16 protein-coding genes are annotated in these 15,709 nt (G+C 39.4%); 11 read left to right on the top strand and 5 right to left on the bottom strand.

Translation table 11 applies throughout. The features are described from left to right. The first annotated feature begins 10 nt into the window (after positions 1–10). From ACT53H_RS00635 to ACT53H_RS00595, 9 genes are all read left to right on the top strand, one after another. Positions 11–2,794, top strand: a complete 2,784-nt coding sequence (locus tag ACT53H_RS00635; RefSeq protein ID WP_476008360.1) for a molybdopterin-dependent oxidoreductase — start codon at positions 11–13, stop codon at positions 2,792–2,794. Then, positions 2,791–3,420 carry a molybdenum cofactor guanylyltransferase gene (gene mobA / locus ACT53H_RS00630; RefSeq protein ID WP_004791797.1) on the top strand — a complete coding sequence of 210 codons (630 nt, stop codon included), beginning with the start codon at positions 2,791–2,793 and terminating at the stop codon, positions 3,418–3,420. Before ACT53H_RS00635 ends, mobA begins: the two co-directional genes overlap by 4 nt. A 149-nt stretch (positions 3,421–3,569) precedes the next feature. Continuing rightward, positions 3,570–5,843 (top strand): molybdopterin-dependent oxidoreductase, encoded by a 2,274-nt coding sequence (locus tag ACT53H_RS00625; RefSeq protein WP_476008359.1) that lies wholly within the window; start codon positions 3,570–3,572, stop codon positions 5,841–5,843. A gap of 242 nt (positions 5,844–6,085) precedes the next feature. Next, on the top strand, positions 6,086–7,126 hold the full coding sequence (gene moaA, locus ACT53H_RS00620; RefSeq protein WP_476008358.1) for a GTP 3',8-cyclase MoaA: 1,041 nt from the start codon (positions 6,086–6,088) through the stop codon (positions 7,124–7,126). Further along, positions 7,127–7,381 (top strand): MoaD/ThiS family protein, encoded by a 255-nt coding sequence (locus tag ACT53H_RS00615; RefSeq protein WP_476008357.1) that lies wholly within the window; start codon positions 7,127–7,129, stop codon positions 7,379–7,381. 3 nt (positions 7,382–7,384) lie between these two features. Then, complete coding sequence (locus tag ACT53H_RS00610; RefSeq protein WP_013197471.1) at positions 7,385–7,870, top strand: molybdenum cofactor biosynthesis protein MoaE; 486 nt, start codon at positions 7,385–7,387, stop codon at positions 7,868–7,870. A gap of 23 nt (positions 7,871–7,893) precedes the next feature. Beyond that, positions 7,894–8,817 carry a bifunctional molybdenum cofactor biosynthesis protein MoaC/MoaB gene (gene moaCB, locus ACT53H_RS00605; RefSeq protein WP_476008356.1) on the top strand — a complete coding sequence of 308 codons (924 nt, stop codon included), beginning with the start codon at positions 7,894–7,896 and terminating at the stop codon, positions 8,815–8,817. Beyond that, entirely contained in the window at positions 8,817–10,052 is a 1,236-nt protein-coding gene (locus ACT53H_RS00600; RefSeq protein WP_476008355.1) for a molybdopterin molybdotransferase MoeA, read from the top strand. Before moaCB ends, ACT53H_RS00600 begins: the two co-directional genes overlap by 1 nt. 216 nt (positions 10,053–10,268) lie before the next feature. After that, positions 10,269–10,751, top strand: a complete 483-nt coding sequence (locus ACT53H_RS00595; RefSeq protein WP_004791810.1) for a winged helix-turn-helix transcriptional regulator — start codon at positions 10,269–10,271, stop codon at positions 10,749–10,751. A gap of 16 nt (positions 10,752–10,767) precedes the next feature. Here the strand turns inward: ACT53H_RS00595 and ACT53H_RS00590 are convergent, their stop codons facing one another. Beyond that, positions 10,768–12,159: an aminotransferase-like domain-containing protein gene (locus ACT53H_RS00590; RefSeq protein WP_476008354.1), complete on the bottom strand. Its 1,392-nt coding sequence runs from the start codon at positions 12,157–12,159 to the stop codon at positions 10,768–10,770. A gap of 123 nt (positions 12,160–12,282) precedes the next feature. Here ACT53H_RS00590 and ACT53H_RS00585 point away from each other — a divergent pair, with 123 nt between their 5' ends. Beyond that, positions 12,283–13,146: a DMT family transporter gene (locus tag ACT53H_RS00585; protein WP_476008353.1), complete on the top strand. Its 864-nt coding sequence runs from the start codon at positions 12,283–12,285 to the stop codon at positions 13,144–13,146. Positions 13,147–13,148: 2 nt separating this feature from the next. On the opposite strand, the gene ACT53H_RS00580 is transcribed toward ACT53H_RS00585, so the two are convergent. Genes ACT53H_RS00580 through tusD form a run of 4 tightly spaced genes read right to left on the bottom strand, consistent with a single transcriptional unit; the run spans position 13,149 to position 14,544 of the window. Beyond that, positions 13,149–13,460, bottom strand: a complete 312-nt coding sequence (locus tag ACT53H_RS00580) for a TusE/DsrC/DsvC family sulfur relay protein (protein WP_009390289.1) — start codon at positions 13,458–13,460, stop codon at positions 13,149–13,151. 18 nt (positions 13,461–13,478) lie between these two features. Then, positions 13,479–13,763, bottom strand: coding sequence for a DsrH like protein (locus ACT53H_RS00575; protein WP_476008352.1), 285 nt, complete (start codon positions 13,761–13,763; stop codon positions 13,479–13,481). Between the two features lie 17 nt (positions 13,764–13,780). Continuing rightward, a complete protein-coding gene (locus ACT53H_RS00570) occupies positions 13,781–14,131 on the bottom strand; it encodes a hypothetical protein (protein WP_005306310.1) in 351 nt (116 codons plus the stop codon). Between the two features lie 44 nt (positions 14,132–14,175). Next, the gene (tusD, locus tag ACT53H_RS00565) at positions 14,176–14,544 is read right to left on the bottom strand and encodes a sulfurtransferase complex subunit TusD (protein ID WP_004791822.1); all 369 of its coding nucleotides are present in this window, start codon (positions 14,542–14,544) and stop codon (positions 14,176–14,178) included. Between the two features lie 65 nt (positions 14,545–14,609). Between tusD and galE the strand changes: the two genes are divergently transcribed. Then, positions 14,610–15,617, top strand: coding sequence for a UDP-glucose 4-epimerase GalE (gene galE, locus ACT53H_RS00560; protein ID WP_151821505.1), 1,008 nt, complete (start codon positions 14,610–14,612; stop codon positions 15,615–15,617). Positions 15,618–15,709 lie beyond the last annotated feature (92 nt).

The raw sequence follows: 15,709 nt of genomic DNA, 5'->3' as shown, positions 1-15,709 counted from the left end.
AGGAGCAGTTATGAATAGTATTCCAAGCGTTGAAATCGATAGCTCCGACCATGTTGCAACAACTATAACCAAAACAACATGTCCATATTGTGGGGTGGGTTGCGGTGTTAGCGTAAACGTCCAGCAAAAACCTCAAGGACCTCTGGTACAAGTTGAGGGGGATGCTGAGCATCCTTCCAACTTTGGACGCTTATGTATTAAGGGTAGCCGCTTGGCGGATACTTTGGGGTTAGAAACACGTGTTTTACAACCGATGATGGGACGAAAAGCAGATCGGGTAGTAACGACATGGGATGTGGCAATCAATAAAATTGCCGATAAATTCCAATCTTGTATCGACCAATATGGCCGTGACAGCATTGCATTTTATGTTTCAGGTCAGCTTTTGACTGAAGACTATTATGTAGTAAATAAGTTTGTAAAAGGCTATTTGGGTACTGCAAATATCGACACCAACTCGCGCCTTTGCATGTCATCTGCGGTTGCTGGGCATAAACGCAGCTTTGGTGAAGATATTGTCCCTGCAAGCTATGAAGATTTTGAACATGCCGACATGGTGGTTTTAGTCGGTTCCAATACTGCATGGTGTCATCCTGTGCTGTATCAGCGGATCATGCAGGCTAAGAACCAAAATCCAGATATGTTCGTGGTCGTGATTGACCCACGTTTTACCAGTACTTGTGAACAAGCGGATTTACATTTACCGATTTTGCCGGGTCAAGATGTCGCATTGTTTAATGGCTTATTTCAATATTTATATAGAAATGGTCATGCCGATCAGGCCTTTGTAGATGCTTATACCGAAGGTCTGCAAGATGTTTTGGCAAGCAGTCAGCCAGAAACTGATATCGAATATGTGGCAAAACGTAGTGGTATTTCTTTAGACAAATTGCAGCATTTCTTTGAGAAATTCGCTCAAACTGAAAAAGTCATTACCTTATTTTCAATGGGTGTGAATCAATCAAGTCAGGGTGTAAATAAAGCCAATAGCATTATTAACTGTCATTTATTGACTGGAAAAATTGGTAAGCTCGGCGCTGCACCATTTTCGATGACAGGTCAGCCCAATGCGATGGGTGGGCGTGAAGTTGGTGGCTTAGCCAATATGCTGGCTGCGCACATGGACTTAGATAATCCACTACATCAGAAAGTAGTGCAAACCTTTTGGGACAGTCCATTCATTGCAACTCAAGCGGGTTTAAAAGCAGTTGATTTATTCCGCGCCGTTGAAGCTGAAAAAATTAAAGCCATCTGGATTATGGCAACCAATCCAGTCGTGAGCCTGCCAGATGCCGATCAAGTTAAACGTGCTTTAGAGAAGTGCGAGTTAGTCGTCGTGTCAGATATCTGTGCAGATACGGATACTACGGCTTATGCCGATGTTTTGCTTCCAGCTTTAGGTTGGGGTGAGAAAGATGGAACTGTGACGAACTCTGAGCGTCGTATTTCACGTCAACGTGCTTTTTTACCTGCGCCAGGTGAAGCAAAAGCGGATTGGTGGTCTGTTAGCCAAGTCGCGAAAAAATTAGGCTTTAAAGGTTTTGACTTTGCGAGTGCCAGTGACATCTTTAATGAGCATGCAGCGTTATCTGCACAAGATAATGCAGACATAGATGCTCGTGGACAAAGTAATAATTTTCGTTATTTCAACTTAAAAGGCTTAATGAATCTGAGTAGTGCTGAGTACAATGCGCTGCAACCCATTCAATGGCCAGTGTGGAATAAAAACCAAGATGGTAATGCCGTTCAACAGCTATTTGGCAAGGGTCAGTTTAGTCATAAAAATGCCAAGGCGAAATTGATTCCGACCGTTGCAATTGACCCAGTTCATGCGGTTTCAGAAGACTATCCACTTATTTTGAATACTGGACGTATTCGAGACCAATGGCACACCATGACGCGTACAGGTTTGTCACCAAATTTGACCAGTCACCGTGCCGAACCATTTTGCGAGATTCATCCGAGTGATGCCTTGAAGTTTGGTGTGCGTGATCAAGGCTTGGTCGAAGTCCGTTCAAAATGGGGCAGTTGTGTACTACGTGTAACATTCTCGTCGGGAGTACGTCGTGGCCAAATTTTTGCCCCAATTCACTGGACTGAACAAGTTGCTTCCGATGCCCGTATTGGTAAAGTCGTTAACCCCGAAGTCGATGCTATTTCAGGCGAGCCTGAGTTCAAACATACACCTGTCACGATTCAACCGTTTTATACCACATGGCAAGGTGTACTGTATGTGCGTGAAGGATATGATTCACATATTCAAGAATCGCTACATCACTGTGCATGGTGGACCAAGGTCAAAATGGTGAAAACTAATCGTTACGAACTTGCAGACCGTCAAACTTTTCATGACACTCAAAAGAACCTAAAAAGCTTCTTGCCGTTTGCAGATGAAACTTTTGAATGGTTGAGTATCGAAGATATTTCTTCACAACTCAGTCATAGCATTATTTTGAAAGATGGCGTGGTGATCGCAAGCTTATACATCGCCCCACCAGATTTATTACCGGATCGTGATTGGGTCGCAAGTCTGTTTAAACGTGAACGTTTAAGTGCGTTACATCGAAAAGCGTTACTGGCTGGCATGCCAATGTCTGCTACAAATAATGACGGACCTTTAGTCTGTAGTTGTTTTAAAGTAGGTAAGAACAAAATTATAGACGCAATCAAAACTCAAAATATTACTCATGAAAAACAAGTGACAGCTTGTTTAAAAGCAGGTGGTAACTGTGGTTCATGTTTACCTGAAATCCGAGGCTTGATTAAAGCTTGCCAACAGGAGGTGGAAGTGTGAATAAGGGGTATCCCGTAACTGATTTAGTCATTCTGGCGGGTGGACAAGCTCGCCGTATGAATGGTTTAAACAAATTGTTGCAGCAATTTGATGGTGAAACTCAACTGATTAAAATTCATCAGAAACTAAGATCATCAGTGTCTGAAATTTGGGTGAATAGCCATCGCGATTATTCAATTTATCAAAGTATTGTGCCGGACATTCAATGTTATCAAGATGATGCAGCAGGTTTTTTCGGGCCACTGATGGGAATGAAAAGTGCATGGTCAAATGTAAGCGCAGACTATGTTTTGTTTATTCCTTGTGATGTGACCTATATACCTACGCAAGTCGTTGCCAAATTACATGGCGCACTTCGGAAAAATAAACAGGCTCAGGCAGCCTATGTTTCAATTAATGGAGATGCCTTATATCCATTTTGCTTATTAAAACGTGAAAGTCTAAATACCATAACAGAGCAAATTGAAAAGCAGCGGTTAAGTTTGAAAGAGTGTTTTAAGCTTTTACATGCTCAAGTGGCTATATTTCAAAAACAGAATCTTTTTTTTCATAGCATCAACTCATTGGATGAGCTTCAGCAATACAAACAAATCAAAGCATTTAAAGAAATTTTTACAGCAAATTAACTTCGTATATGAGTGCTTTAAAACTTACATTGGTCGAGTGAAACACGTTTTTAATCTTTGTACTGTTGACTATTTATTGTTTAAGTTCTATTTTGGAACTTGTTGTTTTCATTCTAGCCAGATGTATAAAAATAAATGGAGCCAGAAAAATGATCGATGCAGTTCAGCAAAATAAAACAGATGTGACCGCATGTATTTTGTGTTCTAGAAACTGTGGTTTAACTGTTGAAGTTAAAGATAATCAGTTTGTCAAAATAAAAGGTGATCCTGACCATCCATTTTCTCAAGGTTATATTTGTCAAAAAGCTGCTAGATTACAGCACTATCAGCAACATGCAGACCGTTTGACTGCACCTTTAAAGCGCCAACCAGATGGCTCATTTCAAGAAGTGAGTTGGGATGCTGCTATACAAGAAATTGCTGATCGATTAGTTCAGATTAAAGATAAGTTTGGTGGAACTGCTTTTGCTTCGGTTGGGGGCGGTGGTCAAGGCAATCATCTCGGTGCAGCATATGGTCGCCAACTTTTGCTGGCCATGAAAAGTTATTATGCTTACAACTCTCTTGCTCAAGAGATAACAGGTGATTTCTGGCTCAATGGACGCTTGTTCGGGAGTCAGGCTTGCCATACCACAGAAGATGTTGAGTATGCCGACTATGTTCTTTTTATTGGGACAAATCCTTTTCAAGCCCATGGCATTCCCAACGCCCGAGATACGCTAAAACATATTAAAAAAGATCCCAACCGAACCATGGTGGTATTTGATCCGCGTGTTACCGAAACAGCCAAACAAGCAGATATCCACGTGCAGCTAAAACCGGGAACAGATGCTTTTTTAATGTCAGCCATGATTGCGATCATTATTAAAGAAAAACTTTATGATGCAGCGTTTATTGGGCAGCATACGCACGGTTTTGAAGATATAAAAACAGCATTTAGTCGAGTTCCAATTGAAGACTATATTGCCAAAGCAGATGTTCCGGTCGATTTAATTTACCAAGTGGTTCGAGATTTTGCTAAAGCAAAAAGAGGGTGTGTACGGATTGATTTAGGTATTCAACATACTTTAAATACGACATTAAATGGCTATTTAGAAAAGCTTTTATATTTATTAACAGGGAATTTTGGAAAACAAGGTACTAATAATTTGCATACTATGTTTATTCCAATCTTAAGCGATACGGATGAAAGAAAGCCAAAATATCGACGTAGCGTTTACCATAAAATGTTCCCAATATCAGGGTTTTTTCCACCTAACATTTTACCCGATGAAATCTTGAAAGCAGGGGAAAAGCGAATTCGCGCAGTTTTTGTAGATAGCTGTAACCCGTTATTAACTTATCCCGATACACCTGCTTTTGAGGAAGCCTTTAAAGCATTAGATTTGTTGGTTGTAGTCGATGTGGCCATGACAGAAACTGCTAGACTCGCTGACTATATTTTGCCTGCACACACTCAGTTTGAGAAATGGGAATTTACGGGCTTTAATCTTGAGTTTCCTAAGAATGGCTTTCACTTAAGACATCCTGTATTAGCTGCTCAAGCGAATACTTTGCCAGAGGCAGAAATTTATACACGATTACTTGAAGCCATGCAGGTGATTCCAAAACGCTTTCCGCTTTTAGAAAAAATTGCTGCGGTTGACTCGAAAAAAACAGCCTATTTATCTTATCTATCCGCTTTAGGTTTAACTTTTGCCCGACATAAAAAATATATCCCTTTTGCCGCTTCAATTCTCTATCGCACTTTAGGTAAACAGTTAGAAAAATCAGCTGGTTCAGTTGCTTTTTTATTGCCGCTATCAATTCAATATGCTGTCTTACACACCAAAGCGGTACGCCGTGCAGGTTACAAAGGAAACCCTTTAACTTTAGGCGTTCGTTTATTTGAACAAATTTTAAAGCAACGCTCAGGCGTAGTGTTATCGCAACATGAATATGACGAAATCTGGAAACTGGTAGCTTATAAAGATAAGAAAATACGTATTGCTATTCCAGAGATGTTAAACGAGCTTGCAAATTTAAAAAATCATCAGGTTAATGTAGAAGAATTTCCCTTCATACTTTTATCGGGTGAGCGACGTAGCTATAACGCCAATCAAATTTACCGTGATCCTGCTTGGCGAAAAGTAGATGCTGAAGGGGCTTTACGAATTCATCCTGAAGATGCAAAGCACCTAAATGTAGATGAAGGAGGTCAGCTTAAATGTATTTCACAACATGGAGAAATTCAGGTTACTGTAGATTTTGATGAAGGAATGCGAAAAGGGGTAGTTTCACTTCCACATGGCTATGGCATGCGCTTTCAGGGTAGTGAACCAATTGGACCACAATTAAATCGACTGATTTCCGCTGAACATTGTGATCCATTATCTAGAACGCCGTACCATAAATATGTACCCATTCGCTTAGAAAAGTGCTAGAAATAAAGTGCTAGAAATAAAGTAGGGCAATATAACAAGTTGAGGCCGCGCTGATTGTGCAAGACTTTTTAAATCTGAGCTAAAACAGTAGGCCAATATTTTAATTAAAACCCAAAGAGTTATGGATGATAAATAGAATTGGAACAAATTTTGCATAAACATCAGAGCACTATAGAAGCGCAATTTTCTATTTTAATTGCCCATAAAAAGTGCCAGCAATATTTGGACTGTTCTCGACATGAGTGCAAAAGATGAAACAATATCACTCTGAAAATACGCCATCTGTTCTACAAGACCAATATGGGCGTATCAAGCGAAAATTACGAATTTCGGTAACCGATCGCTGTAATTTTAAGTGTGTATATTGCATGCCTGAACATCCTGAATGGTTAAACAAACAAGACTTGCTTGGTTTTGAGGCACTCTTTGAGTTTTGTCGTTTTATGGTGCAGCAAGGTATTGAAAGCATCCGTATTACAGGCGGTGAACCATTAATGCGTCAAGGCATTGTTCATTTCGTTCGTGATTTACAAGCCTTAAAAGTGATAGGTTTAAAACGTATTTCAATGACAACCAATGGACATTATCTTGCTAAATACGCTCAGCAGTTAAAAGATGCTGGTTTAGATGACTTAAATATTAGTTTAGATAGCCTTGATCCAATACAATTTAAAGAACTCACCAAGAAAAAATTAGAACCAGTTCTTGAGGGTATTCAAGCTGCAAAAGATGCAGGTCTACCTTTTAAAATTAACTGTGTATTGATGAAAAATAAAAATGATGATCAGATCTTACCTATGGTGAGATGGTCGATTGCCAATCATATTCCACTACGTTTTATTGAGTTTATGCCACTCGATGGTGATGCACTTTGGTCAAATAAAGATGTGGTCAGTGAAGCTGAAATTTTACAGACTTTACAACCGCATTATTCAGTACAGGTTGTCGAGCAGCAGCATGAACCAGCACGTCAATATCTAATTAACAATAGCTACGCTCTAGGCATCATTTCTACCATTACTCATTCATTTTGCCACCAATGTGACCGCATACGACTAACGGCGCAAGGTGAGCTATATAACTGTCTCTTTGCTCAGCAGGGTTTAAATATTAAGCCGCAGCTTCAAGCACTATTACGTGCACAGAACTCAACTGATCATGTGCTGCATAGTCAGCAGTTAAAAGATCAAGTTATGCCGTATATCTGGAATAAAGCCAAAGGCTTTCATGCCTTACAACATCAACAAACCCGTAAAATCAGTATGCATATGCTTGGGGGATAAATGCAGCAATCTATCCAAATTAAAATCGAATCATTTGGTGCAATTGAAAAATTGCTTCCACAAAATCTTTCGTTAGTTTTCCCCACCGATATTTTAGTTAAAGATGTCTTAGATGAAATTGTTTTATTGCATCCGGAATGCACACAGGCCATGGAAAAATGTGCATGTGCGGTAGAGGATAACGTTATAACCAGACAATCTGCCTTAAGTCAGCCATGTACTTTGGTTTTATTATCACCAGTTGCAGGAGGGTGAGCCATGCGAGATTTTGCACGTATACAAGAGCAGGCTTTAAGCCTTGATACCTTTGATCCTATTGAATCATTTCCTGAATGCGGTGGAATTGATATTTTTATGGGTACGGTTCGTAATCATCATGAAGGTAAAGCTGTTAAAGCCCTGAAATATACCTCTTATAAACCGCTTTCTGAAAAAATGATACGTGAAATTGAACTGGAAATTGAGAAAAAGTATCAGGTATCTTATGTGCGAGTGGTTCATCGGATAGGATATCTAGATGTGGGTGAAACAGCAATTATTGCAATTGCTTATGCAGCCCATCGCCGTGAAGCTTTTCAAGCATGCGAAGAAGCGGTTGAGCGGGTAAAACATGAAGTGCCTGTGTTCAAAGAGGAGTTCTTTACAGATGGTACAAGCCACTATGTAGAAGGCTGCTGTATTCGTAAGGATGCACCGCACGAACACAAACATCACCATCATGCCGGCCATGAACACTCACACTGAAATAAGCAAGACTAGGATAAATAATGAAAAACGTAGGAATGAAGCCGGAAAGTTATCGTGTTGCTGAAGCACAAGCAATTTTATATGCACCACCGCACTGTATTGAGTTATTAAGACAAGGAAATACTGAAAAAGGGGATGCATTAAAAACTGCACGTGTTGCAGGAATCTTGGCAGCAAAACGAACTGATGAGCTGATTCCTTTGTGTCATCCACTGCCGATTTATCGTGCAGATGTTGAATATGAATTAGAACATGATTTTGTAAAGATTATTGCTGTGGTCGAAACCATTGGTCCAACTGGCGTAGAAATGGAAGCCTTAACGGCTGCAAGTCTTGCAGGGTTAACTATTTACGACATGTTAAAACCGCATTGTGAGCCAGAAGAACTCTGGATGGATCAATGTAAATTGCTTAAGAAAAAAGGTGGCAAATCACACTTTAAGCGAGTTCTTCGTCAGCCTGTTTCGGCTGCGGTTATTGTATTGTCAGACACCGTAGCAGCAGGTAGAAAACCCGATACTGCCGGGAAATCTGTGGTTGAAACTTTAACTGAGGCAGGATTTGATTCAATTCATTACCAAATTTTGCCAGATGAAGCAGATACTTTAAAAAACTTAGTGCTTGAGTTGAGCAAATCATATGCTTGCATTATGACCGTTGGTGGCACTGGAATTGGTAAGCGTGATATTACGGTTGATACGTTAGAACCCCTTTTAGAGCGTAAGCTAGATGGCTTAATGGAAGCTGCGCGTTCATTTGGACAAAAACGCACGCCATATGCTGCAATGTCACGTGGAGTAGCCGGTTTTATTGACCGTTCATTGGTGGTGACTTTACCGGGAAGCCGTGGTGGAGCAAGCGAATCAATGGCTGCTATCCTGCCCGCATTAGTTCATATTTTTGATGTTTGCCGTGATTTACCCCATCCGGGAGGCTATGAATAATGTCAGGTTGTGGTACAGAGCGTGGGTTGATTAGCGTAGATGAAGCAATTGAGCTAATGAGTAATCGTCCTAAAAAATTAGGCTCAATTCAGCAAGCACTTCAAAATAGCCTAAGTAGGTATCTTGCTAAAGAAATCTACTCAGAAATTAATTTGCCAAGCTTTTCTCAAAGTGCTGTAGATGGTTATGCGCTTTGTAGCCATGTAGAAGATTTAAATAATCAAAAGTTTCAGGTTACGGGTGAGATTCGTGCTGGAAGCGAAAGTCATGACATCCTAAGCGAAGGTCAAGCAATTCGTATATTTACAGGTGGCAAAATTCCTGAAGGCACAACACATGTTGCGAGGCAAGAAATAGTAGAGGTCATTTCAGCACAAGAAATTTCTTTAACTGAACATATTCGCCCTCAAGCTGACATTCGTTTTACTGGCGAAGAAATCCAGAAAGGACAGTTACTTGCACAAGTTGGACAGTTTCTAAATATTGGAAGCTTGGCTGCCTTAAGTATGGCTGGTGTACAAACGGTTGAGATTTACCGTGCACCGAAAGTTGCTGTTTTAATCACTGGTGATGAAGTTGCCGAAAAAGCAGAAGATCTTGCAGAAGGCAAAATCTTTGATGCGAATGGTCCCTTACTAAAAGCGTGGTTTGAAGATTATGGGTTAGATGTTGAAATTATTCATGTGGCAGATGAGGCAGCACAGGTCACACAATATTTCGACCGATTAAAAGATAGTCATGATGTCATCATAACCACAGGCGGAGTGTCAGTAGGTGATTATGACTTCGTTCGACCCTGCGCTTTTGAGACTGGCTTTGAACAGATCTTCTGGAAAGTAAAACAAAAGCCGGGTAAGCCACTCTTTTTTGCTGAATATTCTCAACCTGAAAAAGATCACCGTTGTTATTTGCTGGGATTACCGGGTAATCCGGCTGCGGTCTATGTATCAATGCAAATTTACGGTAAAGCATTGTTTGATACTTTACAGGGAAATCAAACAGGGCCGGAGTGGTTTAGTGCAATTTTAGATCATGATTTAAAAGAAGATGCGCGTGAACGTTTTCTAAGAATGCATGCTTATTTTGACAATGGACAACTTAAAGTTAAAAGTCTGGCAAAACAGCAATCACACATGCTCAGTAATTTAATGCAGGCCAATTGTCTGGTGCGAATTCCAGCAAGTGTGAAACTAGAAGCAGGTTATATTTTGAAGGGTGTATTCATCTCAAATTAATGATGAGTAATAATAGATATAACTCACTATACAATTGTGTGAGTTATATTTATTAAGCGAATTTATATAATAGCTTTCTATTTTTTATAATAAAAATTCTTTTATAAAGTTGATAAGAAGTTATTTTTATAATGAATCTTGCATAACTCGTGGTAAGTGGTTTAGGGTATAAACAATAGGGCCGTTAGGCTAGGAAATATCGAGGAACGCATAAAGATGAAATGGGATGACATCGGTGATCAACCTTGTTCGGTTGCTCGTATGCTATCAGTGATTGGCGATCGATGGACGATGCTAATATTACGTAATGCTTTTATGGGAATACGCCGTTTTGACGATTTTCAAAAATCATTAGGTGTAACTCGTCATGTCCTTTCAGATCGTTTAAAGCGTTTGGTTGAATATGAAATTTTAGCCAAAGCTCCTTATTTTGATCGTCAAGAACGCTTTGAATATCGCCTCACTGATAAGGGTTTTGAACTTTATCCAATTATTTTATCGATGGCGAATTGGGCAGATAAATGGATGGATCAAGGTTTAGGTAAACCTTTAGAGTATCGTCATAAAACTTGTGGCCATAAGTTCGAACCAGTTATGGTGTGTTCAGTCTGCCATGAACCTTTACATGCAAAACAAGTGCAAGTTTCAGCTGGGCCAGGTTATTTTGCATATATTGAACAAAAACAGAAACAAGCTTAATTTTCTTGTCTATAAATTATGAAGGCTCTTGTTGAATCGCATCAGCTAGAGTCTTATAAATGTGATCATGATTTGACTGTGTTACATTAAAACGTATGAATTGACCGGCATTAGGAGCTTGGCTAAACGCATTTCCTGGTGCAAGAATAACTTGATGGTTAATACAATATTTTGCAATTTTTGAAGCTTCAACACCCTCTGGCAAATGACACCAAACAAAAATTCCCGCTTGAGGCTTAATCCATGGCTTTATGCCCAAAGGTTCGAGTTTAGTAATGGTATCGTGCATCGCTTTTGCTAAACGAACTTTTAATAATTCTATATGCTTACGGTAAGATCCATCAGTTAAAGCACTTAATAAAACTTCAGCCGACACACCATTGTGAGAAAAGCTTGTGGCAATTTTCAGATCAGTGAGCTGATCAATCCATTCTGGTTTTGCAATGATATAACCACAGCGAATAGATGCTGATAAAGTTTTAGAAAAACTTCCAATAAAGATTACACGTGAAAGATTATCCAAAGCTGCAAGCCGAGGAGCCGCGTTATATTCAAAATCTGAAAAAATATCGTCTTCAACCACAATCAAATTGGATTGTTCAATCAGTTTTAAGAGTTGGTGGGCTTTAGAAAGAGACAGTGTCGCCCCAGTTGGATTGTGAATTCCGGAGTTAGTAATATAAATACGTGGATTATAAGTCTCAATTGCTTCTTTAAATGCCTCTAAGTCAGGACCTGTTGGTGTGTAGGGAATACCAAAAACTTTGACTTGATGAACTTTAAGTAATGCATGAAAGTTGAAATAACAAGGATCATCAATCAAAACCACATCATCGGGCTTTAGTAAAAATCGGCAAACCAAATCAATCGCTTGAGTTCCTGAATCTGTTAAAAGCACTTGGTTTAGATTCGCCTCTATACCTTTTGTTTGAGCACGCCTTGCCAGTAAATCACGTAGCGCTGGTAATCCCAATGGTGTTGAATAACCCATTAAACAATCATCTGGTTTTTTTGCAGCCGTCCTTAAAGCTTTACGAATACTGTCTAATGGCATCCAGTCATCGGGTAGCCAACCGCAACCGGGCTTAAAAACATCTGCTTTCGCTTCCAAAGATTGACGTGAAATCCATAATGGATCAACTGAACGATCTAATTTAGGGCCTAATTCACTTAAAGAAAGAGGCGCGAGCGGACCAACAATATAAAAACCAGATCCAGTTCTTGATTCGATTTTGCCTAAAGCAATTAATCTTTCATACGCTTCTACAACTGTTGATACTGAGAATCCCAGATCATTCGCTAACTTACGAACAGAAGGTAAGCGTGCTCCCGGCAATAAAGATCGATTTTTTATTTGTCGCTCAATCTCTGAAATGACAATTTCAATTTTTGTTTTGCTCTGGCTCACGCGCTTAAAACCCCAACTGTACTGGTTGTTAATACATAACAGTTCTTTTAAATTGTACTGCTTTGTATCTGGTTTTATCACCTTAGCACAGCTTAAATTCTTCGTATAGTGACGGAGAAAATTATGAATAGGTTTATGAATGGCTGGGTGAATGGTTTTATTGGCGTGGCTATTTTTGCAGGGTCACTACCAGCAACACGTGTAGCGGTAATGGGGTTTGAACCGGGCTTTCTAACCGCAGCACGAGCTGCGATAGCTGGTATTTTAGGGCTTATTCTTTTATTGGTTTTAAAACAAAAGAAACCAGCCAAGCAAGATTGGTGGCCTCTTGCCATTGTTGCTTTAGGAGTGGTGATCGGTTTTCCATTGTTTACAGCACTTGCTCTACAGCACATGAATGCAGCCCATTCAATTGTATTCGTTAGTCTTTTGCCGCTTGCAACTGCAATATTTGCTGTACTGAGAGGCGGAGAAAAACCAAATCATTTTTTCTGGATATTTGCAGTATTGGGGAGTGCGGTTGTTTTCGCCTATATGTTCTTCCTTTCTGGTGATACATCACTTGGAATAGGGGACTTTTATATGTTGATGGCGATTATTTTCTGTGGCTTTGGCTATGCAGAAGGTGGTGTACTTTCAAGAAAAATAGGCGGGTGGCAGGTTATTTGTTGGGCGCTCATTTTGTCTTTACCTTTTATGCTGTTGCTTACTATTTTCTATATGCCAACTTCATTCCAAAGTGTGTCCCCATCAGCTCTAGTCGGCCTTATTTATGTGTCTTTGTTTAGTATGCTCATTGGCTTTTTCTTTTGGTACAAAGGACTGGCACAAGGCGGTATTGCTGCCATAAGCCAACTACAACTTTTACAGCCTTTAATGGGGCTAGGTATTGCAGCGGCTTTGTTGCACGAACATGTGAGCTGGTCAATGTTAGTGGTCACAGCAGCAACTATTTTATGTGTCGCTGCTGCTAAAAAATTTACTTAACTTTATAAACAATTTGCTGGTTTAGGAACACCCGCCAAACGGCTTAAATGACGGGCAACTAAACCAGTATTAAATTGTTGTTGTAAAACAGCATTATTAATCTCTGGACTTACCGTTTTCATTAAAAATTTAATGAGCGGGCGAGTTGCTGGAGAATGTCCAAACTGTTGATAAAATTGACGCACAGCAGTTAAAACTTCGAAATGCCACTCGGTGAGTTCAATATCAAGTGACTTTGCAAGCTCTTGTGCAACTTCAGGATTCCAGATTGTATAATCAACCAAATGACCATCTTGGTCTAATTCTAAATTCATGAAACCAGCCTAAATATATTATTTAAAAGAAATACAGCGATTAAATGTTAAAATAAGATCTGCAAATTGATCATATTCCAATACATTTATCTGAGCTAAAGTATCCGCATCGATTAAATCTTTTTCGATGCTTAAGCATGAAATACTTTCAAACTGTTGAATCATTTCAGCTGAAAGTCGTGCAACAGAATCACCCATAAAAATAATCTGGTCACCTTTCTGATAAAGGTTACCTAATTTATCAATAACATTCGGTGTATTGTGATAAGTAGATTGCACGAGATAAAGTGTTGATGGATTCATTAAAATTACACCTTCATCTACCAATATAAGACATGGTCAAAAGACTGAATGAACTCATTATTTAACTCAATGAATTCGAGTTCTTGTTCTGTTTGTTGAACAAAAGGATTTTGCTGATTTTTGCTTTCGATCAGAATTGGGCTTAAATCATAAAATTCAAAGCTTTCGACCATATTTGATGCGACTTTGAAAGCATGATGAAGTTGGCTAAAGCTTAAGTCATTTTGTAAAAGGCTAAGCGCAGCATCTTTCAATAATACTTTGACTGGTGAGCCAAAGGTTGCTAAAACCATAGTAGCAGAAAGGCTTTCATTGATTTGAAGACTGGTTAAGTTGGCTTGGCTTAAAATGACGAGTACAGATTTCACACAATATACCTTTTAAAAGCAACAATCTAAGCAAACAAAGTAACTTAAAATTGAATAAGACGAGATGCTGACTGTACCGCATCAGCAAGTTCACCTAACCCGACCAGTTGAAAGTCTTTGGCAAGGTTGTGATGAGTAAGGTGATGGCGACTGGCATTTTCTGCATCGGTAATACCACGAGCGAGGGCAGCACTCACACATACAGGAAGTCGAATCGCAAGCTTTTGCCATTCATGCGTTAAATTACGCTGGTCGTCAGGAACCCATTGAAAATCATTAGCAACCTGCACGCCATCTTGGTAAAAGAATACACGAAAGTCTTCATTTTTACTTTTGAGTGCCTGAGCAAGTCCTAACGCATGCCAAGCATGAATGGAAGTAGGAGCAGAGGTAATTAGTAGTAATGTACTCATTGAGAATTCACTATGGTCATACGTCTAAATGGGCGTAGATGCATTAAGAGAAAGGTAAGTATACAATGATTTTAGTGACAGGTGGTTTAGGCTTTATCGGTTCACACATTGCGTTGAGTCTCATGGCTCAGGGTCAAGAAGTGGTAATTGTCGATAATTTGGCTAATTCAACCTTGCAAACGCTGGAACGCCTAGAGTTTATTTCTGGCATGTACGTTCCATTTGTTAAACTTGATGTACGTAATACACCAGCATTGAATAAGGTCTTCGAGCAATATTCAATTGATGCGGTTATTCACACTGCTGGGTTTAAATCAATTGAAGAATCTAATCTTAAACCTCTTGAATATTATAATGATAATGTAAGTTGCATCATGAGTTTATTACGTGCCATGCAACGCACAGGTGTTCGTCACTTTATTCATTTGTCTAGCCTTGCAGCATATGGAAAATCTGGTCTGCAATTAAGCGAAACAGACGAATTCAATTATGCTTATCCTAATCCCTATATTAAGTCCCAACAGATGATTGAAGAAATTATCCGTGATACTTATAAAATTGATCATGAGTGGAAAATTGCGATCTTACGCTTATCTAATATCGTAGGTGCATTTGAACATGGGGTGCTCGGAGAGTATGTCGCACAGCTTCCTAAAAATATTGTACCGCTTGCCATGCAAGTTGCAGCAATGCAACGTGATTTGATTGAATTACAAGATCAAGCTGAAACATCAGATCATACGACTGAACGCAGTTTTTTACACGTTTTAGATGTGTGTGAGGCTGTAACTGCAAGCTTACATTGGCTACGTGATCAAACACATTGTTGTGAAGCATTTAATATTGCCCATGACCAAGTTCACTCTGTGCGTCAATTACTAGATGAAATTTCACAGGTAACGCAATCTGAAATTCCGACTCAACCTGCGATTTACAAACATGTTGAATTAAGTCAGGTTGCGGCAGACATAACGAAAGCAAAAACATTATTGAATTGGACACCTAAACGTCCGTTAAAACAAATGATTGAAGATGAATGGCGCTTTTATCAAAATACATTAAATGGAAGATAAGATAATGATTCTTATTTACAATAATGGAATGCTTGAGTACGATACTAAAAATTAACTAGCCAGAGCAAATACTTGCTTCAGCCCGTAAGTTC

It is taken from the genome of Acinetobacter sp. DMC2 (genome assembly GCF_056314305.1).
This window is presented reverse-complemented; position numbering and strand designations above follow the sequence as displayed.